The sequence below is a fragment of the Stenotrophomonas riyadhensis genome, assembly GCF_040256885.1.
GTDB classification, from domain to species: Bacteria; Pseudomonadota; Gammaproteobacteria; order Xanthomonadales; family Xanthomonadaceae; genus Stenotrophomonas; species Stenotrophomonas riyadhensis.
In genome coordinates this window covers 388,764-415,639 of the sequence record NZ_CP155568.1, presented here as the reverse complement: position 1 = coordinate 415,639, position 26,876 = coordinate 388,764, and the positions used below count along the sequence as shown (strand labels likewise).

Genomic DNA, 26,876 nt, shown 5'->3' with positions numbered 1-26,876 from the left:
GTTCTGCTACACCGTTGGATCAAACCCCAACAGGATTAGCCTTCTCCGGATCAATCTTGTACTGCTTGATCGCCCGGGCCACATCCTTCGCGGTCATCTTCCCTTCCTTCGCCAGCGCCGCAATGGCGGCGTGCGCGATGTAGTAGCGATCCACCTCAAAGAACCGGCGCAGGTTCGCACGCGTATCCGAACGACCAAACCCATCCGTACCCAGCACCGTGTAGCTCATCGGCACGAACGCACGGATCTGGTCCGCATACGCACGCACGTAGTCGGTGGCGGCAATCGCCGGGCCCTGGCGGCCTTCCAGCAGCTCGGTCACGTAGGCCTTGCGCTGCTCACCTTCCGGATGCAGGCGGTTGGCACGTTCCACGTCGAAACCATCGCGACGCAGTTCGTTGAAGCTCGGGCAGCTCCAGATGTCGGCGGTCACGCCGAAGTCCTTGTCCAGCAGCTCGGCGGCGGCAATGGCTTCGCGCAGGATGGTGCCCGAACCCAGCAGCTGCACGCGCAGCTCGCCCTTCTTCGGCTTGCCGGCGTCGGTCAGCAGGTACATGCCCTTGACGATGCCTTCGGCCGCACCTTCCGGCATTTCCGGGTGGGTGTAGTTCTCGTTCATCAGGGTGACGTAGTAATACTCGTCCACCTGGTCTTCCATCATGCGCTTGGTGCCGTGCTGCAGCACCACGGTCACTTCGAAGCCGAAGGTCGGGTCGTAGCTGCGCACGTTCGGGATGCCACCGGCCACCAGATGGCTGAAGCCATCTTCGTGCTGCAGGCCTTCACCGTTCAGCGTGGTGCGGCCGGCGGTGCCACCCAGCAGGAAGCCGCGGGTACGCATGTCGGCGGCCTGCCAGGCGATGTCGCCCACGCGCTGGAAGCCGAACATCGAGTAGTAGATGTAGAACGGCAGCATCGGCACGTTGCTGACCGAGTAACTGGTACCAGCCGCCATCCACGAGCTGATCGCACCCGGCTCGCTGATGCCCTGCTGCAGCACCTGGCCGCTCTGGTCTTCGCGGTAGAACATCAGCTGGTCCGCATCGACCGGCTTGTACTTCTGGCCGAACGGCGCGTAGATGCCGATCTGGCGGAACAGGCCTTCCATACCGAAGGTACGGGCTTCGTCGGCCACGATCGGCACGATGTGCGGGCCCAGTTCCTTGTCACGCAGGGTGATGTTCAGGCTCTGCACGAAGGCCATGGTGGTGGAGTAGCTGCGCTCGCCGCTGCTCTTCAGCAGGCGCTCGTAGCTTTCCAGCTTCGGGGCAACGAAGGTCTTGTCGGCCTTGCGGCGGCGCTGCGGCAGGTAACCACCCAGCGCGGCACGGCGCTCCTGCAGGTACTGCACTTCCGGCGAATCCGGGCCCGGGTGGTAGAACGGCACCTGGCCGTCGGCCAGCTGCGCGTCGGTCACCGGAATGTTGAAGCGGTCGCGGAAGTGGCGCACCGCTTCGTCGTCCAGCTTCTTGGTCTGGTGGGTCGGGTTCAGTGCCTCACCGGCGCTGCCCATGCCGTAACCCTTCACGGTCTTGGCCAGGATGACGGTCGGCATGCCCTTGGTGTTCACGGCCTGGTGGTAGGCGGCGTACACCTTGTGCGGGTCGTGGCCACCACGGTTCAGGCGCCAGATGTCGTCGTCGCTGAGGCCGGCGACCATCGCAGCAGTTTCCGGGTACTTGCCGAAGAAATGCTCGCGGGTGTACGCGCCACCGAAGGCCTTGCAGTTCTGGTATTCGCCGTCGACGGTTTCCATCATCAGCTTCTTCAGGACGCCGTCGCTGTCCTTGGCCAGCAGGGCGTCCCAGTAACCGCCCCACAGCAGCTTGATCACGTTCCAGCCGCCGCCACGGAACACGCCTTCCAGTTCCTGGATGATCTTGCCGTTGCCGCGCACCGGGCCGTCCAGGCGCTGCAGGTTGCAGTTCACCACGAAGATCAGGTTGTCCAGGCCTTCACGGCCGGCCAGGGCGATGGCACCCAGGGTTTCCGGCTCGTCGCTCTCGCCGTCGCCGATGAAGCACCACACCTTGCGGTCGGACTTCTCGATCAGGCCACGGTTTTCCAGGTAGCGCATGAACTGCGCCTGGTAGATGGCGGCCAGCGGGCCCAGGCCCATCGACACGGTCGGGGTCTGCCAGTATTCCGGCATCAGCCACGGGTGCGGGTACGAGGACAGGCCACCGCCGTCCACTTCCATGCGGAACTTGTCCAGCTGCTCTTCGCTGATGCGGCCTTCCAGGAAGGAACGCGCGTAGATGCCCGGGGCGCTGTGGCCCTGGATGAACAGCAGGTCGCCCGGGTGGTTTTCGCTCGGGGCGCGCCAGAAGTGGTTGAAGCCCACGTCGTACAGGGTGGCGCCGGAGGCGAACGAGGCGATGTGGCCGCCCAGGTCACCCGGCTTGCGGTTGGCGCGCACCACGGTGGCCATCGCGTTCCAGCGGATGATCGAACGGATGCGCCATTCCAGCTCGGCATTGCCCGGGCTCTTGGCCTCGAACTGCGGCTCGATGGTGTTGACGTACTCGGTGGTGGGAGAGAACGGCAGGTAGGCGCCCGAACGACGGGTCAGTTCCACCATGCCTTCCAGCAGCTGATGCGCGCGCTCGGAGCCCTCGACATCAATAACGGCCTTCAACGACTCGATCCACTCCTGGGTTTCCACAGGATTCGGGTCGTTGTTCAGCACCTCGTTCAACCAGTTCATTAGCGCTCCCATAACCGCACGCACGCGCGCGACTGTTGTATAGATTTCTAGACCGCAAAGTGTAGCGCACCAAGGGCTTTCGTCACTTGGCTACGCTGGCGTATGGATGCAACCAGCCAGTGTCCGCAAGGGGCTTGCCAGACCGTGCGAGGGCGCACTGGCGGGGCTTGGCGGCTGCGCGGGGTGTCGCCTCCGGACCGCTGCGCCCATGTGCAGGACGCAGTGTTACTGCTGCCGATGACGGTTGTGGGGCAGCGTGGCAGGCCTGCTCGCGAGCGCCCCGGCGCTGGCGCTGAACCGGCGACAACGTGTCGCACCCGCCTCTGGATCGGCCCCCGCCCTGCCCTCAGGGTAGGCCTCGAGTGTTGGCCTCGCCCGCCTCGGTCCGCCGTCTGGCCCTGCCTCGCTCCCTTCCACAGCTTCGCCCGGGGCGCCTCGCAAGGGGCGCCCCTTTTGCTGTGCGCGGGGTCGGCCATGGCCCAAAAATGACCTGCTTGTGGCCGGATCGGCGGTTGTCGGCTTCGATATATCGATATATCGTTTGCACACTCGTTTACCGATATATCGAAATGAGCCGCACCGCCTCTCCCAGAACCCGTTCCACCGATTCGACGGTGCCGCGCCGCAACGGCCAGCCACGCGTGCTCAGCCGCGGCGACCTGCGCCTGCTGGTGCTGGCCCTGATCGGCGAACAGCCGCGCCATGGCTACGAGCTGATGCAGCTGATCAGCAACCAGTTCATGCAGGCCTACACGCCCAGCGCCGGCACCATGTACCCGCTGCTGGCCAGCTTCGAGCAGGCCGGCTGGATCGAGGCCGAGGAAGTGGACGGCAAGCGGATCTTCCGCATCACCGCCGCCGGCGAGTTCGAGCTGAAGGTGCAGCGCACCCAGGTGCGCCTGGCGCAGCGGCGTGCCTTCGACCGCGCCCGCGAGATCACCAAGGCCTCGCTGCCGCCGCCGCTGGCCGGTGCCCTGCGCGAGTTCAAGCGGGCGCTGGTGCATCACCACGGCCGCTGGGCCGAGGGCGAGGCGGAAGAAGTAGCGGCGCTGCTGACGCGGGCGTCCGCGCTGCTCAACGGTACGGCCGGTAGCGAGAACCAATCCTTTTCAACGACCCAGCCAGACTGAATCCAGCCAGGTCGCCCCTACGCCGCGCGCCCCCGCGCGACACCTTTGCAGGTAACCCCATGACCGAACACAACAACACGCGCCTGCGCCTGGATGTGCGCTTCCGTGAACTGACCGTGCTGCGCACCGAAGAGGTCACCCCACACATGCGCCGCGTGGTGCTGGGTGGCGACGATCTGGCCGGATTCGATTCGCCCGGTGCCGACGACCACATCAAGCTGTTCTTCCCCAATGCCAGCGGCGAGATGGTGCTGCCGGTGGTCACTGCCGAAGGCCGCAGCTATCCGGCCGGCAAGGAGCCCTCACCGGCCCGCGACTACACCCCGCGCTGGTGGGACCACGAAACCGGCGAGCTGGCCATCGACTTCGTGCTGCACGACCAGGGCATTGCCGGGCCGTGGGCCGAGCAGGCCAAGGCTGGCGACACGCTGGTGATCGGCGGCCCGCGCGGCTCGTTCGTGGTGGCCGACAGCTACGACGCCTATGTGCTGATTGGCGATGAAACCGCGCTGCCGGCCATCGCCCGCTGGCTGGACGTGCTGCCGGAGGATGCCGAGGTGCAGGCCTTCATCGAAGTGAGCGATGAAGCCGAACGCCAGGACCTGCCGCAGTACGAGAACGTGCGCATCCATTGGCTGGAGCGCAACGGCTTCCCCGCGGCCAGCAGCACGCTGCTGGAAGACATGCTGACCGACTTCGAAGCACCGGACGGCGATGTCTTCTACTGGATCGCCACCGAATCGCGCCGCGCCCGCATGATGCGCAAGTTCATCGAAGGCCACCTGGGCGTGCCGCGCGACTGGATCCGCTCGACCGGCTACTGGAAGGCCCACCCGGACGAAACCGACGGCGATTGATCAAGAGATGGCGGATGCGGACCGTTGGTCCGCCCGCCCTTGACTGTGTAGAGCCGAGCCCACGCTCGGCTGCTTTTGGGTCCGCCATCGCGCTGCGCGCGATGAGTCGAGCGTGGCTCGACTCTACAGGGGGCCATCGGCGGTCATGCACTTTTTGCCAGGGGGTAGTGCCGGCCGCTGGCCGGCAACCTCATGAACCTTCGGCAGGAACCTGCAGCTGCCGGCCAGCGGCCGGCACTACCGCGCTGGACGCCACCCGCCGCGTCCACCCGAACCGCTGCGCGGCCCAGATCTCCAGCGCTACCAGCAGCGCGATGACCAGCAGCGGCAACAGCAGCCCGAAGTACACACCGGGCATCATGCCGTTGATCTGCGCCTTCACCAGCCGCAGCACGCCTCGGGTGTGCAGCAGCTCATCCACGTGCATGGTCAGCGCTTCTCGCACCACCTTCGGCTCCAGGCCAATCGTGCCAGCCTTGTCCACCAGCGTGTCTTCCACCATGCCGTGCAGCAGGCCTTCGCGCACCTTGCCGATCACCCAGCCGGTGCCGCGTGCCAGTGGGCCGTTGCCGAGGCGGTCGAGGCCAGGCAGCGGATGCTCGCTCAGATAGGCCGAGGCGATGGTATCCGCCACATCGCCCACCGTGCCCTGGCTGCGCAGGGCCTCGCGCATGCGCGGGTCGTCCAGCGAATCGGTGAAGCCTTCGCTCCACCCTTCCACCAGCGTCTGCAGATGCGGCTGGAAATGATCGAGCTGCTTGAACAGCGCGCGATGCGCGCCGGCGGTGAAGCCCAGCTGCAGGCCGAAGAAGGCGGTGGCCAGCGGCAGCAGCACCACGTAGCTGGCCAGCAGCCAGTGATGCCAGCGCTTGCGCCGCTGCAGCCAACCGCGGCGGTGCAGCCAGCGCCAGGCGAAGATGCCCAGCACCAGGCCCAGCAGCGTGCCGAGCAGGCTGCCGCCCAGCAGGTCGAGCACGCTCAGGCCCGTCCAGAATTCGTTCAACCAGTACTGCGCGTCCTGCATGGGTCTTCCTTCCGTGAATGAAACAGCAGCCCATTGTAGAGCCGAGCCCACGCTCGGCTGCTTTTCGTTCCGCCATCGGAGAACCCTCGCGCTGCGCGCGATGAGCCGAGCATGGGCTCGGCTACAGGGATTCCGCCACCTGGTTCAACGCATCAGCCGGCAAGCAATGCGACAATCGCGCTCCTTTCCTGCAGCAACGAGGCCCACATGGCCAAACTGACCCTGGCCAGCGTGGATGCGCTGCGTACCCGCTTTGCCGATGACGCCGCCTGTGATGCGACACTGGCCGCGTTCACCGATCCGGCTGCACTGCGCGCGCCGCTGCGTGAGCTGGTGGAGGCACAGCACCGCTACCTGCAGGCCGAGTTCGAAGTGGCACAGGTGGCCGACGTGCTGCGCCGTGACCAGAAGTACGCGCCGGTCGGTCGGCCTTCGATCAACATCGTGCAGCTGCGCAAGCAGCAGGCCGCGACCAAGCAGGCCGCGCTGATCGCACGTCAGGTGGTGGCGCAGGCCGCGCAGACCTTCGTGCGCGTGAGCGGGCTGGCGGTGAAGGCCAAGCAGAGCCCGAGCGAAGCGTGCGTGGCATGGTTGGGCGCGCTGCGCTGAACGCGCGTACCCGGTAGTGGCCAACCTTGGTTGGCCCGCGAAATGCTCGTGTACCAACCAAGGTTGGCACCTACCGGGTAGTGCCGGCCGCTGGCCGGCAACCCCATCAGCATCGGGCACCTCGCAAGCAGCCGGCCAGCGGCCGGCTCTACCAGAACCCAAAAAGAAGGCCCGCTTTTCAGCGGGCCTTCTGCCTTCTCACGACGAGTGAGTGGGGTGCATCAAGCCGCCGGCTTTTCGCCGGTGGCTTCGGTGGTGATGCGGATCTTCACTTCATCGCTGACGTTCGGGGCATACGCGCCGACGCCGAAATCGCTGCGCTTCAGGGTGGTGGTGGCATCGAAGCCGGCGGCCGGAACCTTGGCCATCGGGTGCTCGCCGCCGCCGTTGACGGTGACGTCCAGGGTGACCGGCTTGGTGATGCCCTTGATGGTCAGGTCGCCGGTGACGGTCAGCTTGTTGGTGCCGGCCGCTTCCACCTTGGTGCTCTTGAAGGTGGCATCGGCGAACTTGGCCGCGTCGAAGAAGTCGGCGCTCTTCAGGTGCTCGTCGAACTTGGCGGTGAAGCTGTTCAGGCCGCTCAACGGCAGCTTCACTTCCACGGTGGACTTGGTCACGTCTTCGGCGTTGTACACCAGGGTGCCTTCAACGTTGCCGAAGTGCGCGCTGGGGTTGGAGAAGCCGAAGTGGCTCCACTGGGCCAGCACGTCGGTGTGGCTCGGGTCCAGCTTGTAGGTGCCCGAGGCGATCTTGATCGCTTCGGCGGCCGGCGCGGCAGCGGCGGCATCGGCAGCCGGGGTGGCGGCCTGCTCGGTGGTGGCCGGGGCGGCAGCATCGGCAGCCGGGGCAGCGGTGTCGGCCGGCTTGGAGCAGGCGGCGATGGCCAGGGTCAGGGCCAGCGGCAGCAGCAGTTTACGGGTGGCGCTCATCTCAGGAACTCTCCGGATCGTAGGGTGGGTACACGGTGCAGCAAGGGCCCGCCGCGGGACGGCAGGCCCGAAACCGATACAGCGACTTACGCGATGCGCGCCGCTTCGTCGAACGACAGGCGCGGCAGACGCGGGAACAGGCCCGCCGGGTCACCGTAACCCAGGTTGACCAGGAAATTCGACTTGATGGCAGTGCCGGCGAAGAAGGCTTCATCCACCTTGGCTGCATCGAAGCCGGACATCGGGCCGGCATCCAGGCCCAGCGCGCGCGCGGCCAGGATCAGGTAGGCACCCTGCAGGCTGCCGTTGCGGATGGCGGCTTCGTGGCGGCCTTCCTGCGGGCCGTCGAACCAGGCCTTGGCATCGGTGTGCGGGAACAGGTACGGCAGCTTCTCGTGGAAGTCCAGGTCGAAGCCGATGATGGCGGTGACCGGGGCGGCCATGGTCTTGGCCAGGTTGCCTTCGGACAGGGCCGGGGCCAGCTTTTCCTTGGCTTCCTTCGAAGTGACGAAGACGAAGCGGGCCGGCGTGGTGTTGGCCGCAGTCGGGCCCCACTTCACCAGGTCGTACAGTTCCTGCAGCAGGCTGGCCGGGACCGGCTTGTCGAGGAAGGCGTTCTGGGTACGGGCAGTGCGGAACAGCTGATCGAGGGCAGCAGCGTCGAGCGCGTGGGACATCGGTGGATCTCCAGGGCGGCTAAGGGAAGTCAGTGCCCGCGGGCGGCGCGGGGCGAATCGACGAGCCGCAGTGTAGAGTGTCGCGACTGTTGCAACACCCAGCAGGGCTGAAACGAATTAATGCCAATGGTGAAACGATCGAGCGCGCCATGGACGGTCACTGACGGCCGTGCGGGCAATGTCCGCCAGGCGGTCGCGCTGGCCTCGGCGCTGCGCCAGGGCACCCACCGACCGCTGGTCCTGCAGCCGCGCGCGCCTTGGCGCTGGCTGTCGCCGCGGCGCCTGCCGGGCGATGTGAACGGCTATGGCGAGGCTTTCGCGTCACTGGCCGCCGAGGCCCCGGCGCTGGCGATCGGCTGTGGCCGCCAGGCCGCCGGTGCCCTGCGCGTCCTGCGCGCACGCGGCAGCCAGGTGGTGCAGATCCTCGACCCGCGCATCGGCGCCCGCCATTGGGATGTGGTGGTGGTGCCCGAGCACGATGCCCTGCGTGGCAGCAACGTGCTGACCCTGCTCGGCAGCCTCAACCCGGTGGACGATGACTGGCTGGCCTGGGGCCGCGCCGCGTTTGCCGGCTTCAGTACCCTGCCTGGCCCACGCACCGCGCTGCTGGTGGGCGGGCCGACGCCGCTGGCACCGTGGGACGAAGCGGCGATGGTTCGCGTGTTCCAGGCGCTGGCCGAGCAGATCCGCAGCGAAGGCGGCAGCCTGCTGGCGACCACCTCGCGGCGCACGCCACCGGCCTTGGCCGAGATCCTGCGCGCGAAATTCGCCGACCTGCCGCACGTGATCTGGGGCGATGGCGGCGATGGCGTGAACCCGTATGGGGGCCTGCTCGGCTGGGCCAACCGCGTGGTGGTCTCACCCGATTCGGTGAACCTGCTCTCTGAAGCCTGCGCCACGCGCATGCCGGTGATGGTGGCCCTGGCCGAGACCGCGCAGGGGCGGCTGGCGCGTTTCCAGCAGCAGCTGCGCGAGCGCGGGCGATTGCAGGAACGCTGGCTGGACTGGCAGTACGACCGCATCGAGCCACTGCGCGAAACCGCGCGGATCGCGGCAGAAGTGAAACAGCGTCTGGCAGCGGGGTAGTGCCGGCCGCTGGCCGGTAATCCTGGGCGCCTGGCATCACGGGAATGCCGGGTGCGCAGCGATTTCTGAACATTTCGATCCAGCTGCGCGGTTAGAGTCCAGCTTCCCCCATCACTCTGAACGTCTTCATGCGTACCCTGCTCCTGCTGCCCCTGGCCCTGCTCGCCGCGTGTTCCACCACGCCCACCGAGCTGGATCCGATCTCGTATCAATGCCAGCAGCAGCTGGACGCGTACCGCGAACAACCGGCGCTGCGCGATCCGAAGGGCCAGCGCCCGCCACTGCCGGTGGCTCCCATCAGCGACGCCTGCGACAAGGAACTCAAGCGCAAGGGCGTGGACCGCCCGCTGCGCTGACCGGCGTATGATCGGCGCGCGGGCCTGCCCGCCGTTGAAGGTATCGACATGGATCGTTTCTCCCGCCTGCCCCGCGCCGCGCTGCTGATCGCCAGCCTGCTGGCGACCGCACCGGCATGGGCCAACAGCACCGAGTGCCGCGAGCGCTACCCCAGCGTGGCGTCGCAGGCGGCAATGCTGGACGTGGCGTGGACCACCGCCGAGCGTCTGGATGCGCTGCCCGACGTGGACGTGGTGGTGGCTGCACGTGGCGGCCAGGACCTGAGCCGCTACGGCCTGCGCCACAGCCACCTGGCCTTCCTGCTGCGCGAGGACGATGGCCGCTGGCGCGCGATGCACCTGCTCAACCGCTGCAAGACCGACAGCTCGCAGCTGTACCACGAAGGGCTGGGCAACTTCGTCGGCGAGAGCGGTGGCCATACCGATCTGCGCATCGGCGTACCGTCGGCACCGCTGCGTGCAGCACTGCGCGCGATGCTGGTCTCGCCCTCGATCCAGCCCAAGGCGCTGCACGAAACCAGGTACAACGTGGTCGCCTACCCGTTCGCCACCGACTACCAGAACTCCAACCAGTGGGTGCTGGAAGTGCTGGCAGCAGCGATGGCACAGGCCGATGGCGCACCGGCCATCGTCAAGCGCGAACAGGCCCAGCAGTGGCTGCGCCAGCAGAAGTACCAGCCCAGCGTGCTGCATATCGGCCTGGGCAAGCGTGTGGGCGCACGCCTGTTCGTAGCCAACGCCACCACCACCGACCACCCCGCCGGCGAACGCATCTCCGGCAACTACTCGGTCGTGACGGTGGAATCGGTGTTCGATTTCCTGCACCAGCACAGCCAGCTGCAGCAGGAACTGGTGATCCCCCACGTGCCGGTGGCCGGAGCCGCCGCAGCCACACCCTGAATTCCCTTCTTTGCGACCTGGAGGTCCCGATGCTCCGTTACCTGCGTATGCCTGCCTCTGCCCTGCTGCTCTCGGCGCTGCTGGTGCCCACCGTCCATGCCGGCGCTGCGCCGCAGTTGAACAGCAGCGAGGCCAGCGTGCTGATCACCTCGTTGATCGTGGTATCGGTTCCCCTTGCGGCGTCGGCAGGCCTGTCCGAACTCTCCAAGGCGCCGTTCAAGGCCAGCGAACGCCGTGACAGGGCCCGCCGCACCAAGGCGGTGCCGCTGCCACCGATGGAAGTGAAGAAGGTGGAGACCACGCCGGAGGGCGAGCGCCAGGTGCAGCTGCAGGTACCGGACAAGGCCGACCAGACCGCCACGCTGCGTTGGCCGGCGCCCGTGCACGAGGACCAGACGGCGGCCTTCGTGGTCGGCCAGCAGGTGCATTTCGACCCCACCGAAGCCGGTGCCGGTTGGACCGTGAAGAGCGCACAGGGCCAGGCGCTGGCTTATGTGCCGACCGCCTATGCCGCCGGCGATGTGATGAGCGAAGCACTGTAAAGCTGAACGGCCGGTTTTGGTTTTGCCGCGGGCCGGGCGGATAATGGGCGATCCCCTTTGTCCTCCTGGCTCGCCATGTCCGTGCGTCCTGCCCCTGTGTTTGCCCCGTTGACCGCCCGCGCCCTGGTGCTGGCGGTACTGGCCATGGGCGCGGTGGTGCTGCTGTCCAACGTACTGGTGCAGTACCCGATCAATGACTGGCTGACCTGGGGTGCCTTCAGCTACCCGGTCGCGTTCCTGGTCAGCAACCTGATCAACCGCCGCTTCGGCCCGGGCCCGGCCCGCCGCGTGGCGTGGATCGGTTTTGCGGTGGCAGTGCTGCTGTCGATCTGGGTGGCCACGCCGCGCATTGCCATTGCCTCCTGCTCGGCCTTCATCGTGGCCCAGCTGCTGGACATCACCGTGTTCGACCGCCTGCGCCGGGGCAGCTGGTGGCGTGCGCCGATGGTGGCCACGACCTGCAGTGCGACGGTGGATACCACCATTTTCTGGTCGATCGCCTTTGCCGGTTCCACCCTGCCGTGGGTGAGCTGGGCCGCCGGCGATCTGGCGGTGAAGCTGGCGATCGGCGTGTGCCTGCTGGCCCCGTTCCGTGCGTTGTTGTGGAAGATGGCGCCGCTGCGCGCCACCAGCTGACCGCCGTCGCTCTGGTAGGTGCCAACCTTGGTTGGCACGCTGTTGCCGGGGTCGTGAACGCTGATGGGTTGTGCCAACCAAGGTTGGCACCTACCAACAACAGGCCAATGGTCAGATCATTGATCCGGCGGGTCATCGCCGGGCCATTGATCCGGTAGCTGCCAACCTTGGTTGGCACGCTGTTGCCGGGGTCATGAACGCTGATGGGTTGTGCCAACCAGGGTTGGCACCTACCAACAACAGGACAACGGTCAGATCATTGATCCGGCGGGTCATCGCCGGGCCATTGCTCGGGTGGGTGCCAACCTTGGTTGGCACGCTGTTGCCGGGGTCATGAACGCTGATGGGTTGTGCCAACCAAGGTTGGCACCTACCAACAACAGGCCAACGGTCAGATCATTGATCCGGCAGGTCATCGCCGGGCCATTGATCCGGTAGCTGCCAACCTTGGTTGGCACGCTGTTGCCGGGGTCATGAACGCTGATGGGTTGTGCCAACCAGGGTTGGCACCTACCAACAACAGGACAACGGTCAGATCATTGATCCGGCGGTTCATTGCCGGGGCATTGCGCTGGTGGGTGCACCCCCTCAGGCGAATGGCAGCTCCGCGGCGATGCACGCCGCCGTAATCGCGGCACACGCCTCTTCAATCGCGGGCGTGGTCGGGGCCAACCGCGGGCGGCGGTCCAGCGTGCAGGCGAGGCCCACGTCCAGCAGCGTTGCATGTGCCCCGTGCAGCGCCTGCGCGGTGTCTTCCGGCAGGAATCCCGCAATCGCCAACGCATCGATCAACGACGGCGTGTCGCGCGGCTGCAACAACGCCGCATGCTGGGCACTGCGCGCAAGCACGCCGGTCTGCAGCAGGAACTCCAGGTCCACCACGCCACCCGCGCCCTGCTTCAGGTCCAGCCGTGCGGCATCGCTGCGGTCCAGTTCAGTACGCATGCGCCCACGCATCTTCAACACGTCGGCATACAGCACACCGGCATCACGTTCGCGGCCCAGCGTCTGCGCACGCACGTGCTCGAAGTCGGCCAGCAGGCTGGCATCGCCGGCCACGCCACGCGCGCGCACCAGCGCCTGGTGCTCCCAGGTCCACGCACGTTCGCGCTGGTATTCGGTGTAACTGGCCAACGAAGACACCAGCGAACCCTTGCCGCCATCCGGGCGCAGGCGCACGTCGATGTCGTACAGGCGCCCGGCGGCAGTGACTGCCCCAAGCAGTGCCATCACCTTCTGCGCCAGCCGCGCATACCAGCGCCCCGGTTCCAGCGGACGCGCGCCATCGCTGGCATCCACGCCAGCCGGGTTGTCGTGCAGGAACACCAGGTCCAGATCGGAACCGAAGCCCAGTTCAAGGCCACCGAGGCTGCCGTAGCCGATGATCGCGAAACGGCCACCGGGAATCTCACCGTGCGCGGCGCGCATGTCCGCCTCGGCCATCGCCAGCACGGTGACCACCACCGCCTGCGCCAGCTCGGCCAGTTGCCGCGTGCTGTCCACTGCACCCTGACGCCCATCCAGCGTGGCCATCGCCATGCGGAAGCTCAGTGCCAGCCGCGTTTCATTGAGCCAGCGCAGCGCGGATTCCGGATCTTCCACCGCCAGCACCTGCTGGCACTCGGCCAGCATGCCGTCGGCATCCGGCATCGGCCCGGACACGCGCACGTCCAGCAGTTCGTCCAGCAGCAGCGGGTACGCGGCCAAGCGCTCGGCCAGCAGCGCGCTGCGCGCCAGCACGTCCACCAACCGCGCCAACGCGCTGGGCTGCTCGTCCAGCAGCGCGAGATAGCTGGTCCGGCGCAGTACCGCCTGCAGCAGGCCGAGGACGCGCTTGAGTGCGGCATCGGGCTGCGGCGAACGCGTGGCCGCATGCAGCAGCGCGGGCAGCACGCGATCCAGCCGCGCACGCGCCGCATCGGACAACGACTTCACGCCGGTGCCCTGGGCGAAGTCGCGCAGCGACTGGTCGGCGCCATTGGCATCGAGGAATCCGGCTTCGGCCAGCAGCGGTGCGTTGCTGCCCTCGGGCAGGCTGCGCCAGTAGTTGGCCAGCGCGTCGGGCGCGGCCTGACCCTTGCGCGGCGCCAGCAGCGCGGCGAATTCGGTACTGACCCGCTGTTGCTGTTCGGCCAACGCCGCACGCAACACCTCCCAGTCTGGATAACCCAGACCGACCGCGATGCGTTCACGGTCCAGCGCATCGCTGGGCAGCACATGCGTCTGTGCATCACGCAGCATCTGCAGGCGGTTTTCCAGCCGGCGCAGGAACAGGTAGGCCTCGCGCAGCGCACTGCCATCCTCGGGCGCGATCTGTCCGGCGGCCACCAGTGCGTCCAGCGCCACCAGCAGCCGACGCTCGCGCAGCGCCGGTTCACGGCCACCGCGGATCAGCTGCAGCGCCTGGCACAGGAACTCGATCTCGCGGATGCCACCGGCGCCGCGCTTGATGTCTTCGTGCAATTCGCGGCGTGCGACTTCGGCGGTGATGGCCGCCTTCATCTCGCGCAGGCCGTCTAGCGCGGTGAAATCCAGGTAGCGGCGGTACACGAACGGACGCAGGGTCTGCAGCCACGCCTCACCGGCCTCGATATCGCCGGCCACCGCGCGTGCCTTCAGCCACGCGTAACGCTCCCAGTCGCGGCCCTCGCGCTGGAAGTACTGGTCCATCGCCGCGAACGAGAGCGCGACGCGACCAGCGCTGCCGAACGGGCGCAGGCGCAGGTCGACGCGGTGGCTGAAGCCATCGACGGTGGTCTCGTCCAGCAGCTTGGCCAGGCGCTGGCCGAGGCGCGCGAAATACTCCTCGGCAGCCAGTGCGCGTGGGCCGTCGGATTCGCCGCCATGCGGGTAGGCGTAGACCAGGTCCACATCGGAACTGAAGTTGAGCTCGCCACCGCCGAGCTTGCCAAGGCCGAACACCACCAGCTGCTGCGGCGCGCCTTCGCCGTCGCGGACCACGCCGTGGCGCTGGGCGAATTCCTGCTGCAGAGCGTCCAGCGCCAGCCGCAGGCAGTCTTCGGCCAAAGCGGTGGCGCCGGCCAGGGTCTGCGCCACGTCGTCCAGACCGGTCAGGTCGCGCCAGATCAGCCGCGTCGACATCGCCGTGCGCCAGCGCCGGATCTGCGCCGGCCAGTCGCTGGGCTGCAGCGGATCGAGCACCGGCGCCGGGATCGGCGGGCAGCCGGGCGCGGCCAGCTGTGCCAGCAAGGCCGGTTGCCGCACCAGGGTGTCCAGCGCGAAGTCGCTGCTCACCGCCAGCCGGGTCAGCAACGGCAGCAGCTCGGCAGGAACGGTCTCGGGCAGGACCTGGGCCAGGCGCGCCAGCGCGCGGTCGACAAGGGGCTGCAGGGAGGTGGGCAGATCGGCGGGGGCGAGGGTCATGGGCTGATTGTATCGACCCGGTAGTGCCGGCCGCTGGCCGGCAGATCCGATGATTCCGCAGCAGCTTCCTGCAGTTGCCGGCCAGCGGCCGGCATTACCAACAATGGAGGCCGCGTATTCATACTGGGCGACAGGCAATAAAAAAGCCCGCTTGCAGCGAACTGCCAGCGGGCTCTGCTCCCTCCCCCACGTCGGGATGCAGGGCCATCGTGCGGGCTGCGAAAGCACTTTGCACGCTGCACTGCAAAACAAAACCGGTGGGTAGGGGTGACGCCTGCGGGGAAAAGCCATTCCACGAAGGTAGAACCCCCCGTACGGAGGAGGATGGCCGATAATCGGGATTCCCCCCAGAAACACTGTCGTCATGTCTGTTGATCGCATCGCCAACGCGCGTCTCCGTGACCGCGTGGTCTCCGCCGAGGCCGCAGCCGCGCTGATCCAGCCCGGTGAAACCGTGGCCATGAGCGGCTTTACCGGCTCCGGGTATCCCAAGACCGTCCCCGTTGAACTGGCCCGTCGCATCGAATCGGTGCACGCCCAGGGCCAGCCCTTCCAGATCAAGCTGATGACCGGCGCCTCCACCGCGCCGGAACTTGATGGCGCGCTGGCCAAGGCCGATGGCATCGCCATGCGCATGCCATTCCAGAGCGACCCGGATGCGCGCAACCGCATCAACGAGGGCAAGCTGGATTACATCGACATCCACCTCAGCCACGTGGCCCAGCACGTGTGGTTCGGCTTCTACGGCGAGATCGATACCGCCGTGATCGAAGTCTCGGCCATCCGCGAAGACGGTTCGCTGGTGCCCTCCACCTCGGTCGGCAACAACAAGACCTGGCTGGACCTGGCGAAGAAGGTGATCGTCGAGGTCAACGAATGGCAGCCGGCCGGCGTCGACGGCATGCATGACATCTACTACGGCACCGCGCTGCCGCCGCACCGCAAGCCGATTCCGCTGGTCAACGCCAACGACCGCATCGGCGATACCGCGCTGCGCTGCGACCCGGACAAGATCGTGGCCGTGGTGCGCACCAACGGCCCGGACCGCAACAGCCCGTTCAGCCCGATCGATGCGACCAGCGAGCAGATCGCTTCGCACCTGATCGAGTTCCTCAAGCACGAAGTGAAGAAGGGCCGATTGCCGCCGAACCTGCTGCCACTGCAGTCGGGCGTGGGCAATATTCCGAACGCGGTGCTGGCCGGCCTGGCCAAGAGCGGTTTCCGCGACCTGGCCGCGTTCACCGAAGTGATCCAGGACGGCATGCTCGACCTGCTGCGCGACGGCGTGCTGAGCTATGCCTCGTGCACCGGCTTCGCGCTGAGCCCGCAGGCCAACGAGACGTTCAAGGAACACATCGATTTCTACCGCGAGCGCATCATCATGCGCACGCAGGAGATCTCCAACCATCCGGAACTGGTGCGCCGCCTCGGCTGCATCGGCATGAACGGCATGATCGAGGTGGACATCTACGGCAACGTCAATTCGACGCACGTGATGGGCACGCGGATCATGAACGGCATCGGCGGTTCCGGTGACTTCGCCCGCAACGGCTTCCTGTCGGCCTTCCTGAGCCCGTCCACCGCGAAGAACGGCACCATCTCGGCGATCGTGCCGATGGCCAGCCATGTCGACCACACCGAACACGACGTGTCGGTGATCGTCACCGAACAGGGCCTGGCCGACCTGCGTGGCCTGACCCCGCGCAAGCGCGCGCAGGTGCTGATCGACAACTGCGCGCATCCGGATTTCCGCGCGCAACTGCAGGACTACTTCGACCGCGCCAGCCGCGAGAGCTACGGCAAGCACACCCCGCACCTGCTGCCGGAAGCGCTGTCGTGGCACCAGCGCTGGCTGGATACCGGCACGATGAAGGGCTGACTGCGTTGGGGGTCAGAGCCCTTTTCTGCCGAAAAGGGATCTGACCCCGGTCATGCGCAACGTCGGGGTCGGATCCCTTTCCGCAGGAAAGGGCTCTGACCCCAGGTACGGACATCGGGTACAGCCGGCCAGCGGCCGGCTCTACCTTCACGCGGTGCGCAGCGCCGCCAGCGATTCGGCCTGCAGCCGCTCGTAGATCTCGAACTCGTCATTCACCGCCACGCCCAGCGCCTGCTCGAAGGCCTCGCGGTTGGCGTGCGCGGCATAGGCGCGCTGTTCTTCGCCGCCCAGGTTCGACTGGAAGATGCCCGCGGCACTGACCGGCAGGAAATCCTCGTAGACGATCGGGTCGGCGGTGGCCAGGCCCGCGGCCACCAGTACTTCGGCGGGCAGATCGGCCACGCGCTCCGGCGCGGCGCGACCGGCATCGGTCAACTGGTAGCGGTAATAGCCCAGGCCTTCCTGGCGCAGCGTGTCGTGGTCATCCGGGAAGCTGGCGAACACCGCCTGCAGGCGCTGGCCGTAGTCGCCGCCCGTGCTGCCTTCGCCACCGGCATCACGGGCCTGCGACAGCAGCTGGTCGTACAGCGCGCGGCCCTTCGGGGTCAGCGCAAGGCCACGCTGTTCGATCTCGCCGAAGCGCGCGGTATGCGTACCGGCATCGCCACCCTCGCTGTCCGGGAAATGCACGGCTTCTTCCAGTGCCTTGAAGCTGGTCTGCCGCAGCAGGATCGGGCAGGCGCGGCGCGGCGGGCCTTCGATCACCGCCTTGGCCGCCATGCCGTGCTCGATCATTGCCGCCTGTGCGGCATCGATATCCAGCGTACGCGGGGTCAGGTGGTTGATGTGCGGGCCGCGGAAGCTGACCACGTCGGCCACCAGGCGATGCGCGTTGTGCAGCGCGTGGTAGGTCGGCAGATCGACGGTGGCATCGCCATGCCAGCGGAAGGTTTCCAGTGCTTCATCGACGAAGCGCTCGGCATCGGCCTGCGACAGCCCGCCGTCACGCTCGGCCTGGTCGATCAGCGCCAGCGCGCCCTCGGTGAAGATGCGGCGGCGTTCGAGGATGCGCGCCGATTCGGCACGCAGCGCTTCGTCTTCGATCAGCTCCAGGCGCAGCAGCGAGGTGAACACGCGGAACGGGTTCTGCGCCAGTGCGGCGCCGGTCAGCGGGCGGAACGCGGTGGAATGCACCGGCACACCGGCCACGGACAGGTCGTAGTAGCCGACCGGGTACATGCCCATCACCGCGAACAGGCGGCGCAGCGTGGCCAGTTCCTGCACGGTGCCAACGCGGATCGCACCGTGGCGCTCTTCATCCAGGCGCGCACGCTCGTCGTTGCGCTGCAGCTGCGCAGCCAGCGCCGGGTCCTGCTCCAGTACCTGCGCGTTGATCCGCTCCACCAGTTCCACCAGCGTGCCGTACAGCGGCACTTCGGTGCGGTACATGCGGGACATGGCCTGCGCGAACAGGCGGCGGATCACATCAGGCGAAACGAAAGAGGCGCTCATCAGTCACTCGATTACGGGAACGGGGAACAGCTCGAACCTGTATTGTCGCCGGAGCGCGCGGCGGCGGCGATATGCAGAGCAACATGACGGAAATCGGTAGTGCCGGCCGCTGGCCGGCAACCTCCGGATGCCTGGAATGATGCAGTTGCCGGCCAGCGACCGGCACTACCGCTTGAGCTGGCGCCTCAGGGTGGCATCCAGGGTGATCGGCCGGTCCCAGTGCTGGTAGCTGGCCACGATGGCATGGCGCACGGCGCGGTAGTGCAGGTTGTCCGGCTTGGTCGGCATCCGCTTCACCACTGCCTCCCAGCCACCCTCCGGGTCCTGGCTGAAGGCGCGCACGCTGTCGCGGCAGGTCTGGCCGCTGGCCTTGGCCCAGAAGCAGGCGAAATAGATGTCCCCGGCCTGCCAGCCATGGGTGGTGAACAGCGCGCTGATGTAGCCGCGCGGCACGTCGGCATAGCGCGATACCTCATCGAGGAAGGCATCGGGGTAGCGTTCGGCGTAATGGTTGATGTCCTGCAGCTGGGCATCGACCCAGCTGTCGCCGGTTTCCACCTCATACGCAGCCGAACGCTCGGCGCTCTGCTGGGCCAGCACGGTGGCCGGCGCCAGCAGCAGGGACAACAACAGTGCGCGCAGTCGGACGTTCATGCCCCGATTCTGCCGCAGCCGCCGCGCCCTGTCAGGCCGCCGCAGCGGCCTTGGCCTCGATCGCCGCCAGTGCAGCCGGCCAGTCGTGGGCGGTATCGGCGGTGACCATGCGCGGTTCATCGTCGGCCACGCCGTGCTGGGTCTCGTGGGCCCAGGTCACCGCGTACGGGGTATGCACGCCCCAGCCGCCCAGGGTCACCACCGGCTCGATGTCCGAACGCAGCGAGTTGCCAACCATCACGAAGCGCTGCATCGGCAGGTCAAACTCGGCCAGCACGCGGGCGTAGGTCTCCGGGTCCTTCTCGGAGACGATCTCGATGCGCGGGAACAGCTCGGCCAGGTTGGCGACCTTGATCTTCGCTTCCTGGTGGAACAGGTCGCCCTTGGTGATCAGCACCACCGGGTAGTGCTCGGCGATGGCCGCCACCGCTTCGCGCACACCGTCGATCAGGTCGACCGGGTGGCGCAGGGTGTCGTGGCCGATATCCAGGATGCGCTGGATGTCCTTGGCCTCGATGCGCTGGCCGGTGATGTCGATGGCCGCTTCGATCATCGACAGCGTCATGCTCTTCACGCCGTAGCCGAAGGTGCCCAGGTGGCGCTGCTGCACTTCCAGCAGGTGGCGCGCCGTCTGCGTGTCATGCACGTCGACGTAGCGCGACAGCAGGTCAAGATAATCCTGCTCGGCCTTGCGGTAGTAGTCCTCGCTCTTCCACAGCGTATCGTCACCGTCAAAACCGACCAGGCCAATGGCGCGCGACGGCGCAGGCGTGGGGGTAGTCATCGCACAAGGATACCGCCGTCCCGGCCACGTGGGACACCGGGCACGCTCAGTCGCCGTGCTGGCGCTGGTAGACCAGCAGGTCCAGTGCCGGGGCCTGGCCGGTCAGTTGGGTCAGCAGGGTATGTACCTGGCCGCGGTGATGGGTCTGGTGGTTGAACCAGTGCGCCAGCCCGGCGTCCACCCGCTGCAGCTGCGGTTCGGGCGTGGACACGCGTCGATAGGCGACACGGGTCGCCAACGCCGCGTCGGACAGCCCGAGCACGAACGCGACGATGCCGGCATCCTCCTCGATCCGCGCCTGACGCAGCGCGGTGAAATCGGTGAACAGCAGCGTATCGAGCGCATAGCCGGTATCGCCCTGCCCGGCCAACCGGCGCAGCCAGATGCGATCCGTCACCAGCAGGTGGTTGAGCGTCCCTTCGACGGAGCCGAAGAACGCGCCGCACGGCCTGCGGTAGTCCTCCTCGGGCAACGCCTCCACGGCGGCGTACAGGCGCTGGTTGGCCCAGGCGTTGTAGCGTGCCATGGCCTCGAAATGGGTTTTGAGGGTTGCCATGTGCGGATGGTCGAGCCCGCCGCGGGCGCCGTCAATACAGCAGAAACCCGGGCGGCCGCAGCCGCCCGGGTCCCCATGCACCGGCCTTCCCGAATCAGGCGTGGATCAGCGGCCCTGCGCCGCGCCGGCACCTGCACCGGCCTGCTGGGCGGCCACGTAGGCCTTGTACTCGTCGGCGCTCAGCTCGCCGTCCTTGTTGGTATCGGCCTGGTCGAACACCTGGGCGAGCCCGGCATTCACCTGCGCCTCGGTCTTGCTGATGGTGCCGTTGCCATCGGTATCGATGCTGGCCCAGGTCTGGCCACCGCCATTGGCCTGTGCCGAGGCCGCTGCGGCCGCATTGGTCGCCTGGTCAGCCGCCTGCCCTGCCTGTGCCGCCGACTGCTGCGCCTGCGCGGCCTCGTTCTGTGCCTGCGCGGCCTGCTGCTTGGCCGACTGGGCCATCGCCGGAATGGCCAGCACGCTGCCGGCGGCGACGATCAGGGCGATCAGGGGCTTGCGGTTGCGAATAGTCATCAGGGGTGTCTCCTACCGATTGGGTGGTGTTGCGCGGCGTGTTGTCTCCGCACGGCACCTACCCTGCCACCGCCTTTCTGAATCGATTTTGCCCCGCGACCGGTGTCAACACGCACGATTAACCACTCACCTCCACGCATGCTTTAGCGCGGTGGTTAGCAGCAAGTGAGCAGCTCATAAGATGCGCATTCAGCGCTGCTGGATTTAACCGGCAGCGAACGAAAAACCTGCGTCAGTCGACGTTCTGCGCCGATGACCGCGAACTGAACACCACCCAGCCGAGGGCAACACCAGCGAGCGCGCCGGCGATTTCCAGCACTACACGGCTGCCGAGTTCGTTCGGATCGTGGATGGTGGCGAGGAACAGGCGCGCGTACAGCGGCGACTCCAGGCGCACGATGCCCATGTAGAACAGCTTCCATGCATCGATGCCGGCGGAAATGATCACGGCGATGACACACGACCAGCCGATCGCGTGGCCGACCGTCCAGTGCAGCAACCGGCACAACTGCGACCACAGGAAGTACACCAGCAGGCCGACCAGCAGCGCGATGGCGCCGGCCTCCAGGGTGCCGAGCAGGCCGAAGTGCAGGGGAAGGTTCATCGGGTGGGCAGGGATGAAGAGGCGGCCAGTGTAAGGGATCTGCCCCGGACCCGATCTGGTGGCCACGGTAGATCCCCACCATGCGTGGATGAATCTCCATCGAAATCGAATATCGCGGGAATTGAACGAAAGGCACCCACGCGTGGCGTGGATCTACCGTGTCGACCAAGGTCGACACCTACCAGGAGCAGCGGGAAATTGTCGAGGGTGCCCCCTGCCGGTAACCCCTACCGCACCGGGACGTCGTACGCGGTGCCGGGATCCGGCTCGGGTTGCAGGGTGTAGTGCCACCACTCCTGCGGATAGTTGACGAAACCGCGGCCCGCCATCGCGCGCACCAACTGCTGGCGGTTCGCCTGCTGCGCATCGCTCAGTCCGCTCGCCTGCGTATGCGCGCGAGGCCCAAAGAAATCAAAGTCGGTCCCCATGTCCAGTGGCGAGCAGCGGCCGCTACGGCAATCCAGCAGGCCGAGATCGACGGTGGCACCGCGACTGTGGCCGGAGCGCTCGGCGATGTAGCCGTCGGCCAGCAGCCGCGGCTTGTCCAGATCCGGGTACTGCAAAGCCTTGCGCGAGCGCTCGCGCGGGTCGTTCACCCAGGCCATGAAGGCCTGCACCGAGCGCACCGGGCGATAGCAGTCGTAGATCCGCAGGCCAAGCCCATCCGCGCGCAGGTCCTGTTCCACCTGCGCCAGCGCCTTGGCCACCGGCGCCAGCAGGAAGCACGAGGGCGCCTCGTAACCCGGTACGCGCGCGCCGGTGAAGTTGTTGGCGCTGGCGTAGCGGATGTCCATGTCGATGTGCGGTGCCAGCGACCGGATTTCGACCAGGCCGGCGCTGGCGGCATCGGTGGCCGGCGAAACGCGCGGCGGCTCAGCGGCGCTGGCGCTCGCTGCCAGCGCAGTCGCCAGTACGAGTGAAATGCAGGTCCTGGAAGTCATAGCTGAAGTCGATGTCCGGGTCGATGGCACGCAGGTCCAGCGTGGGCGGCGCACCGTCACCGGGCTGCAGCCAGGCCTGTGCGTCTTCGCCCAGCGTATCCCAGCGCAGCAGCCAACGCCCCTGCAACTGCAGCACCGTGGCCTGCAGCCGGGGCGACTTGTCCACGCTGAAGCGCAGGCCGTCCGCGCCCGGGCACAGTGAGGCCGGGCCCAGCCACGGATCGCGGTAACGGCCCTGCCAGCGTGGCAGATCCGTGCGGCTCGTCTCCTGCGCCGCAACGGTGGACGGCCGCGAATGGCCGGTCGCCGCCCGCGTTGCCTGGTCAGCCTTCAGCTCGGCCAGGTACGCCATCGCCGGGCGCGCATTGTCGGGTGTGGTGAAGCGCTTCAGCGTGGCCTGCATCAGGGCCGTGCGCGCGTCCTCGCCTTCGCCGTTGACCAGCATCACCACGCCCACCTTCCGGTCGGGCAGCAGCGCCAGCGACGAGTACATGCCCGACAGCGTGCCGGTGTGCGCTACTTTCCACTGCCCGTCCATGTCGGACACGCGCCAGCCATAGCCGTAGCCGTAGAAATGCGCGTTGTCCCAGCGCCGCTGGCGCTCACCCAGCGGCATCGGCATGTGCAATGTCCACAAGGTGCGGCGCTGGTCACTGTCCAACCAGTCCGGCACCACGGCAGGATCCAGCAGTACCTGCATCCAGCGCGTCATGTCACGCAGCGAACAGCGGATGCCTCCGGCCGCCATCGACGGCAGGTCCGGGCTGATGGCACCGTCGGCGTTCACCACCTCATTGCGATCACCACGCCAGGCATGTGGCTGGGCGACGTTGCCCACGCGTTTCAGCGACCAGGCCCCCAGCTGGCAGCGCGTCATGCCGAGTGGTTCGAACACCTGCTCGCGCATCAGCTGGTCATAGGGTTTGCCAGCGGCCGCGGCGGCCACTTCGCCGGCCACCACGTACATCAGGTTGTCGTAGGCATAGTGGCTGCGGAAGCTGCTGACCGGCTTCAGGTGCGCCAGCCCGGCGATGATGTCGGCACGGGAGAACGTGTTCGGTTCCGGCCACAGCATCAGGTCACCGGCACCCAGGCCGAGACCGCTGTTGTGGATCAGCAGGTCGCGCACCTGCATCTGCTGCCCCACCCATGCATCGTGCATGCGGAAGCCCGGCAGATGGCGCTGCACCGGATCGTCCCAGCGCAGCCTGCCCTGCTGCACCAGTCGCGCCAGCAGTGCGGCGGTCATCGCCTTGCTGTTGGAGGCGATCTTGAACAGCGTGTCCTCGTCGATGCGGCCGCCATCACCGCGCGCGCCTTCGGCGTGGCGATAGACCACCTGTCCGTTCTCGACCACCGCCATCGCCAGCCCGGGGAGATGCTCGGCCCGGACCACGGCGGCGACATCGGCATCGATGGATGCGGTATCGACCGCCGAAGCGGAGGGTGCGGCCAGTGCCGCTGCGAGGATCAGCAGGGGGTGCATGGGCGTTCCTCACGGCGTATGACCCAGCCCCCGCGCCACCCATCGGGATGGCGCGGGAGGGTGCCTCAGTAGCTCAGGCTTACGGTCAGCTGTGCATAGCGCGGCGACTGGAAGCTGGTCGGCCACAGGAAGGTGTCGCTGATGTGCCCAATGGCGTTCTCCTTCTCCTGGTCCACCGACATCTTCTTCTGCTGGTTGGTCAGGTTGTAGATGGACAGCTTCACCTTCAGGTCGGCCTCGCCGAACTGCTTGTTCCAGGTGATGTTCGCACCCAGTTCGTAGGTCCACGGCATGCGCCCGTAGCCTCCGCGCGGGGAATGCTCGTAGACGCGCTCGGAAGGAACACTGGAGGTGCAGTTCTGCACGCAGATGTAGTAGCTGTGGAAGGGCTTGGTATTGCCGCTGGGGTTACCCACGCCAAACCCCGTGATCGGACCGCCGGAGCGGGCGTCAAGGGTGGCGCCGACCAGCAGGTTCTCGGTGATCGCGTAGCTGCCGCGCAGCTTCAACTGATGGCGACGATCATTGGCCAGGTAGCCGTAGCCCCCGCGGTTGACCCACGGATCATCGAAGTTCTCGGTGCGGCCGGTATCGGCAAAGTCGGTATCGGAGTTGACCGGGCCTTCGGCGTTGCCGCGCCCGTACGCCAGCGTGTACGAGGCATTCATCGCCCACGTGCCGTCCCAGCCACGGTCCAGCTGCAGTTCCAGCGCCTTGTAGTCGCGACGCGGCTTGTCCCAGCCGATCTGGCCGATGTAGTTGCCCTTGTCGTCGTACTGGGCGAAGCCCTCCTTGCTGGTGTCCACGGTCAACCAGCCATCGGAGACACCGTCGCAGTTGGTATCACCCCACACGGTGACCTTCCTGCCCGGGTTGGCCATCACCCAGCCCACTTCGGCATTGCCGCACTGCGCGCTGGCCGTGATGTGCATGTCATCGATGGCGTTGTGCAGCTTGCGGTAGATGCCACGCACCCCATAGGACCAGCGCTCGTTGAGCATCTGTTGGAAGCCCAGGATCAGTTCATCCTGGTAGACCGGGTCCATGTCGCGGTCCACTTCCGAGCGCAGGTCACCGACCGTGCCATCGCCCTGCGAGTTGTCCACCGGCCCGATCTGCGCACCGGTGCGCGGCACGGCGTAGCGGCTGCCGTTGATCTCGCGGATGTCCCAGCCGTTGAAAGCGTAATAGGTGCGCTCATCAAGCAGCCCACCGGCCTGCTTGATGTTGATCACGTTGGCCACCGGCAGGTAGTAACGACCGATGTTGCCGAACAGCTTCATCGCGCCATCGCCCTTGATGTCCCAGGCAAAGCCGGCGCGCGGCGCCCACATGTTGTCCATCTTGATGTAGCTGCGGCCTTCGGCGTCCTTGTTGTCGAAGGTCTCCATGCGGATGCCGAGATTCAGCAGCAGGTTGTCGGTGACCGACCAGTTGTCTTCCAGGTAGTACGCCGCGTTGGTGCTCTCGAACTCACCCCCCACTTCATTGCGCCGCGCACGTACGTAGGCGGTAGTGCCCGCTGGTACCACGCCGCCGTTCTCCAGGATCGAACCCGGCGTGGTCTTGTAGACGTTGTAGTAGAACGCACCGGGGCCGGGATAGTAACGATCATAGGTGGATACGTTCTTCTCGTGATCCACACCGAAGCGCAGCAGATGAGTACCCAGCTGCCACTCGAAATCCAGCCGCGCCTGCTCGCGATCATCCACGCGCGACTGCACGGTGGAGTTGGTGGTGCAGCCCAGCGGTACGCCTGCCGGAGCCAGTCCGCTCTCGGCCACCACGCGGTTGCACTCCAGGTCGGTCAAGCTGCGCTGCGAGGCATAGCGCTGGTTCTTGCCATACATCGCACGCACCGACAGCCCTTCGGTGAGCTGGCCGTTGTAGGAAGCGGCCCAGTTCTTGCCGCCGTTGGTGGTGTAGATCTCGTTGGTCTTGGCAGTGGGCTCGCCCTTGGCCAGGTCGAAGCCGTAGACGTCGTAGGCCCAGTTGTCCTTGTCCGAGAACCCCATCAGCGACAGGCGGTGGTTGTCGTTGATCTGCCAGTCCAGCTTGCCGCCCCAGAACGGATCGTCGGTGCTGCCCTGGTTGAAGACGTTGCCATCGTTGTTGGTGTACTGGGCGCGGTTGTCGCGGATCTCGTACATGCCGAAGAAGAACAGGCGGTCCTGTACCAGTGCACCCGAACCCCACACGTTGAGCCGATTGGTGGTGTGCTTGTCCTGGCTGCCGATGATGTACGGCGTGCCGTCAGCGGTGTAGTGATCGTTCTTGCTGGACTGCCAGGCACGCGGCTCGAAGGTGTACTCGACGCCAGCGTGGAAATCGTTGCTGCCCGAGCGCGTCGCAGCGTTGATCACGCCGCCGGTGGTACGGCCGAACTCCACCGAGTAGCCACCGGTCTTCACCTGGAATTCCTGGAAGAACGCGAACGGCGCCGATGAGAAGCCGACGCGGTTGTAGAAGTCGGTCACGTTCAGGCCATCGATGTAGACCGCGTTCTCGGCCACCGACGAACCACCGAAGGAGATGCCCTGCGCACCCAGCGAGCCTTTGCCCGAGACCACGCCCGGGGCCAGCATCGCCACTGATTTCAGGTCCTGGTCGACCGGCAGCCGCTCGATGTCCTGGCGGCTGAGGTTCATGGACGAATCGGTGGAGGTCACGTCGACCATCGAGATGACCTGTGGCGCGCGCACCTGCACGGCACCCAGCGTGCTGATTCCAGAGACGGGCACATTGACCGTGGTGGCGTTGCCAAGCGACACCGTCACTTCACCCACCTGCGCCGGCGTACCGCCAGCCACCGCGACCTCCAGCGTGTAGGTGCCTACCGGCAACTGTGGAATGCGGTAGCTGCCGTTGGCGTCGGCCTTCACCGAACGCGAGAAACCGGTGGCCGGATTGCGCACGGTCACCGTAGCGGCGTCCAGGCGCTGGCCCGAATCGGTGACCAACCGGCCAACCACCGAACCATCCTGTGCGAATGCGCTGGGCGCGATCATGCCCAGACACGCCCCAAGGGCGACGCACAACGCCGCCCGCTTGATGCTGTAAGCCTTCATCCCCTGCTCTCTCCTGCAAGAATTGAATGGTGTGGAGTG

General features: G+C 66.7%; 23 protein-coding genes. 9 read left to right on the top strand and 14 right to left on the bottom strand.

Going from position 1 to position 26,876, the window contains the following annotated elements; all coding sequences use genetic code 11:
- Positions 1-19: 19 nt before the first annotated feature.
- Positions 20-2,707 (bottom strand): pyruvate dehydrogenase (acetyl-transferring), homodimeric type, encoded by a 2,688-nt coding sequence (aceE, locus tag SriyCCGPB3_RS01890; protein ID WP_197616195.1) that lies wholly within the window; start codon positions 2,705-2,707, stop codon positions 20-22.
- 569 nt (positions 2,708-3,276) lie between these two features.
- Here aceE and SriyCCGPB3_RS01885 point away from each other — a divergent pair.
- On the top strand, positions 3,277-3,837 hold the full coding sequence (locus SriyCCGPB3_RS01885) for a PadR family transcriptional regulator (protein WP_350259792.1): 561 nt from the start codon (positions 3,277-3,279) through the stop codon (positions 3,835-3,837).
- A 59-nt stretch (positions 3,838-3,896) separates the two neighbouring features.
- Positions 3,897-4,694, top strand: coding sequence for a siderophore-interacting protein (locus SriyCCGPB3_RS01880; protein WP_164161733.1), 798 nt, complete (start codon positions 3,897-3,899; stop codon positions 4,692-4,694).
- A gap of 190 nt (positions 4,695-4,884) precedes the next feature.
- On the opposite strand, the gene SriyCCGPB3_RS01875 is transcribed toward SriyCCGPB3_RS01880, so the two are convergent.
- On the bottom strand, positions 4,885-5,718 hold the full coding sequence (locus SriyCCGPB3_RS01875; RefSeq protein WP_350259791.1) for a hypothetical protein: 834 nt from the start codon (positions 5,716-5,718) through the stop codon (positions 4,885-4,887).
- A 207-nt stretch (positions 5,719-5,925) separates the two neighbouring features.
- Here SriyCCGPB3_RS01875 and SriyCCGPB3_RS01870 point away from each other — a divergent pair, with 207 nt between their 5' ends.
- Complete coding sequence (locus SriyCCGPB3_RS01870; RefSeq protein ID WP_350259790.1) at positions 5,926-6,327, top strand: hypothetical protein; 402 nt, start codon at positions 5,926-5,928, stop codon at positions 6,325-6,327.
- A gap of 221 nt (positions 6,328-6,548) precedes the next feature.
- On the opposite strand, the gene SriyCCGPB3_RS01865 is transcribed toward SriyCCGPB3_RS01870, so the two are convergent.
- Entirely contained in the window at positions 6,549-7,256 is a 708-nt protein-coding gene (locus tag SriyCCGPB3_RS01865; RefSeq protein ID WP_005415047.1) for a YceI family protein, read from the bottom strand.
- Between the two features lie 86 nt (positions 7,257-7,342).
- Positions 7,343-7,933 carry a malonic semialdehyde reductase gene (locus SriyCCGPB3_RS01860; protein WP_110710863.1) on the bottom strand — a complete coding sequence of 197 codons (591 nt, stop codon included), beginning with the start codon at positions 7,931-7,933 and terminating at the stop codon, positions 7,343-7,345.
- 126 nt (positions 7,934-8,059) lie between these two features.
- Here SriyCCGPB3_RS01860 and SriyCCGPB3_RS01855 point away from each other — a divergent pair, with 126 nt between their 5' ends.
- The 5 genes from SriyCCGPB3_RS01855 (at position 8,060) to SriyCCGPB3_RS01835 (ending at position 11,453) form a co-directional block, all read left to right on the top strand.
- Positions 8,060-9,019, top strand: a complete 960-nt coding sequence (locus SriyCCGPB3_RS01855; protein ID WP_197612549.1) for a mitochondrial fission ELM1 family protein — start codon at positions 8,060-8,062, stop codon at positions 9,017-9,019.
- A 128-nt stretch (positions 9,020-9,147) separates the two neighbouring features.
- The gene (locus SriyCCGPB3_RS01850; RefSeq protein WP_110710861.1) at positions 9,148-9,375 is read left to right on the top strand and encodes a hypothetical protein; all 228 of its coding nucleotides are present in this window, start codon (positions 9,148-9,150) and stop codon (positions 9,373-9,375) included.
- A 48-nt stretch (positions 9,376-9,423) separates the two neighbouring features.
- Positions 9,424-10,275 carry a DUF2145 domain-containing protein gene (locus tag SriyCCGPB3_RS01845; RefSeq protein WP_350259789.1) on the top strand — a complete coding sequence of 284 codons (852 nt, stop codon included), beginning with the start codon at positions 9,424-9,426 and terminating at the stop codon, positions 10,273-10,275.
- 29 nt (positions 10,276-10,304) lie between these two features.
- Complete coding sequence (locus tag SriyCCGPB3_RS01840; protein WP_350259788.1) at positions 10,305-10,817, top strand: hypothetical protein; 513 nt, start codon at positions 10,305-10,307, stop codon at positions 10,815-10,817.
- A gap of 75 nt (positions 10,818-10,892) precedes the next feature.
- Positions 10,893-11,453 (top strand): queuosine precursor transporter, encoded by a 561-nt coding sequence (locus SriyCCGPB3_RS01835; RefSeq protein ID WP_087921316.1) that lies wholly within the window; start codon positions 10,893-10,895, stop codon positions 11,451-11,453.
- A 588-nt stretch (positions 11,454-12,041) separates the two neighbouring features.
- On the opposite strand, the gene glnE is transcribed toward SriyCCGPB3_RS01835, so the two are convergent.
- On the bottom strand, positions 12,042-14,837 hold the full coding sequence (gene glnE, locus SriyCCGPB3_RS01830) for a bifunctional [glutamate--ammonia ligase]-adenylyl-L-tyrosine phosphorylase/[glutamate--ammonia-ligase] adenylyltransferase (RefSeq protein WP_350259787.1): 2,796 nt from the start codon (positions 14,835-14,837) through the stop codon (positions 12,042-12,044).
- 364 nt (positions 14,838-15,201) lie between these two features.
- Between glnE and SriyCCGPB3_RS01825 the strand changes: the two genes are divergently transcribed.
- Positions 15,202-16,716, top strand: a complete 1,515-nt coding sequence (locus tag SriyCCGPB3_RS01825) for an acetyl-CoA hydrolase/transferase family protein (RefSeq protein WP_350259786.1) — start codon at positions 15,202-15,204, stop codon at positions 16,714-16,716.
- A gap of 147 nt (positions 16,717-16,863) precedes the next feature.
- On the opposite strand, the gene hglS is transcribed toward SriyCCGPB3_RS01825, so the two are convergent.
- From hglS to SriyCCGPB3_RS01780, 9 genes are all read right to left on the bottom strand, one after another.
- Positions 16,864-18,228, bottom strand: a complete 1,365-nt coding sequence (hglS, locus tag SriyCCGPB3_RS01820; protein WP_350259785.1) for a 2-oxoadipate dioxygenase/decarboxylase HglS — start codon at positions 18,226-18,228, stop codon at positions 16,864-16,866.
- Between the two features lie 165 nt (positions 18,229-18,393).
- Complete coding sequence (locus SriyCCGPB3_RS01815; protein WP_350259784.1) at positions 18,394-18,882, bottom strand: hypothetical protein; 489 nt, start codon at positions 18,880-18,882, stop codon at positions 18,394-18,396.
- A 31-nt stretch (positions 18,883-18,913) separates the two neighbouring features.
- Positions 18,914-19,666 carry an HAD family hydrolase gene (locus SriyCCGPB3_RS01810; RefSeq protein ID WP_164161726.1) on the bottom strand — a complete coding sequence of 251 codons (753 nt, stop codon included), beginning with the start codon at positions 19,664-19,666 and terminating at the stop codon, positions 18,914-18,916.
- A 46-nt stretch (positions 19,667-19,712) separates the two neighbouring features.
- Positions 19,713-20,222, bottom strand: coding sequence for a DinB family protein (locus SriyCCGPB3_RS01805; RefSeq protein ID WP_049400072.1), 510 nt, complete (start codon positions 20,220-20,222; stop codon positions 19,713-19,715).
- Between the two features lie 105 nt (positions 20,223-20,327).
- Positions 20,328-20,738, bottom strand: coding sequence for an EF-hand domain-containing protein (locus tag SriyCCGPB3_RS01800; protein WP_004139214.1), 411 nt, complete (start codon positions 20,736-20,738; stop codon positions 20,328-20,330).
- A gap of 232 nt (positions 20,739-20,970) precedes the next feature.
- Entirely contained in the window at positions 20,971-21,342 is a 372-nt protein-coding gene (locus tag SriyCCGPB3_RS01795) for a hypothetical protein (protein ID WP_032968343.1), read from the bottom strand.
- A 227-nt stretch (positions 21,343-21,569) separates the two neighbouring features.
- The gene (locus SriyCCGPB3_RS01790; protein ID WP_350259783.1) at positions 21,570-22,283 is read right to left on the bottom strand and encodes a M15 family metallopeptidase; all 714 of its coding nucleotides are present in this window, start codon (positions 22,281-22,283) and stop codon (positions 21,570-21,572) included.
- A complete protein-coding gene (locus SriyCCGPB3_RS01785) occupies positions 22,216-23,769 on the bottom strand; it encodes a serine hydrolase domain-containing protein (protein ID WP_350259782.1) in 1,554 nt (517 codons plus the stop codon). Before SriyCCGPB3_RS01785 ends, SriyCCGPB3_RS01790 begins: the two co-directional genes overlap by 68 nt.
- A 65-nt stretch (positions 23,770-23,834) precedes the next feature.
- A complete protein-coding gene (locus tag SriyCCGPB3_RS01780) occupies positions 23,835-26,837 on the bottom strand; it encodes a TonB-dependent receptor (protein WP_350259781.1) in 3,003 nt (1,000 codons plus the stop codon).
- Positions 26,838-26,876: the final 39 nt, after the last annotated feature.

What these genes read in the sequence shown, in the direction of transcription:
- aceE (WP_197616195.1), bottom strand. Translation starts at nt 2,707, where the DNA reads ATGAACTGGTTGAACGAGGTGCTGAACAACGACCCGAATCCTGTGGAA.
- SriyCCGPB3_RS01885 (WP_350259792.1), top strand. Translation starts at nt 3,277, where the DNA reads ATGAGCCGCACCGCCTCTCCCAGAACCCGTTCCACCGATTCGACGGTG.
- SriyCCGPB3_RS01880 (WP_164161733.1), top strand. Translation starts at nt 3,897, where the DNA reads ATGACCGAACACAACAACACGCGCCTGCGCCTGGATGTGCGCTTCCGT.
- SriyCCGPB3_RS01875 (WP_350259791.1), bottom strand. Translation starts at nt 5,718, where the DNA reads ATGCAGGACGCGCAGTACTGGTTGAACGAATTCTGGACGGGCCTGAGC.
- SriyCCGPB3_RS01870 (WP_350259790.1), top strand. Translation starts at nt 5,926, where the DNA reads ATGGCCAAACTGACCCTGGCCAGCGTGGATGCGCTGCGTACCCGCTTT.
- SriyCCGPB3_RS01865 (WP_005415047.1), bottom strand. Translation starts at nt 7,256, where the DNA reads ATGAGCGCCACCCGTAAACTGCTGCTGCCGCTGGCCCTGACCCTGGCC.
- SriyCCGPB3_RS01860 (WP_110710863.1), bottom strand. Translation starts at nt 7,933, where the DNA reads ATGTCCCACGCGCTCGACGCTGCTGCCCTCGATCAGCTGTTCCGCACT.
- SriyCCGPB3_RS01855 (WP_197612549.1), top strand. Translation starts at nt 8,060, where the DNA reads ATGGTGAAACGATCGAGCGCGCCATGGACGGTCACTGACGGCCGTGCG.
- SriyCCGPB3_RS01850 (WP_110710861.1), top strand. Translation starts at nt 9,148, where the DNA reads ATGCGTACCCTGCTCCTGCTGCCCCTGGCCCTGCTCGCCGCGTGTTCC.
- SriyCCGPB3_RS01845 (WP_350259789.1), top strand. Translation starts at nt 9,424, where the DNA reads ATGGATCGTTTCTCCCGCCTGCCCCGCGCCGCGCTGCTGATCGCCAGC.
- SriyCCGPB3_RS01840 (WP_350259788.1), top strand. Translation starts at nt 10,305, where the DNA reads ATGCTCCGTTACCTGCGTATGCCTGCCTCTGCCCTGCTGCTCTCGGCG.
- SriyCCGPB3_RS01835 (WP_087921316.1), top strand. Translation starts at nt 10,893, where the DNA reads ATGTCCGTGCGTCCTGCCCCTGTGTTTGCCCCGTTGACCGCCCGCGCC.
- glnE (WP_350259787.1), bottom strand. Translation starts at nt 14,837, where the DNA reads ATGACCCTCGCCCCCGCCGATCTGCCCACCTCCCTGCAGCCCCTTGTC.
- SriyCCGPB3_RS01825 (WP_350259786.1), top strand. Translation starts at nt 15,202, where the DNA reads ATGTCTGTTGATCGCATCGCCAACGCGCGTCTCCGTGACCGCGTGGTC.
- hglS (WP_350259785.1), bottom strand. Translation starts at nt 18,228, where the DNA reads ATGAGCGCCTCTTTCGTTTCGCCTGATGTGATCCGCCGCCTGTTCGCG.
- SriyCCGPB3_RS01815 (WP_350259784.1), bottom strand. Translation starts at nt 18,882, where the DNA reads ATGAACGTCCGACTGCGCGCACTGTTGTTGTCCCTGCTGCTGGCGCCG.
- SriyCCGPB3_RS01810 (WP_164161726.1), bottom strand. Translation starts at nt 19,666, where the DNA reads ATGACTACCCCCACGCCTGCGCCGTCGCGCGCCATTGGCCTGGTCGGT.
- SriyCCGPB3_RS01805 (WP_049400072.1), bottom strand. Translation starts at nt 20,222, where the DNA reads ATGGCAACCCTCAAAACCCATTTCGAGGCCATGGCACGCTACAACGCC.
- SriyCCGPB3_RS01800 (WP_004139214.1), bottom strand. Translation starts at nt 20,738, where the DNA reads ATGACTATTCGCAACCGCAAGCCCCTGATCGCCCTGATCGTCGCCGCC.
- SriyCCGPB3_RS01795 (WP_032968343.1), bottom strand. Translation starts at nt 21,342, where the DNA reads ATGAACCTTCCCCTGCACTTCGGCCTGCTCGGCACCCTGGAGGCCGGC.
- SriyCCGPB3_RS01790 (WP_350259783.1), bottom strand. Translation starts at nt 22,283, where the DNA reads ATGACTTCCAGGACCTGCATTTCACTCGTACTGGCGACTGCGCTGGCA.
- SriyCCGPB3_RS01785 (WP_350259782.1), bottom strand. Translation starts at nt 23,769, where the DNA reads ATGCACCCCCTGCTGATCCTCGCAGCGGCACTGGCCGCACCCTCCGCT.
- SriyCCGPB3_RS01780 (WP_350259781.1), bottom strand. Translation starts at nt 26,837, where the DNA reads ATGAAGGCTTACAGCATCAAGCGGGCGGCGTTGTGCGTCGCCCTTGGG.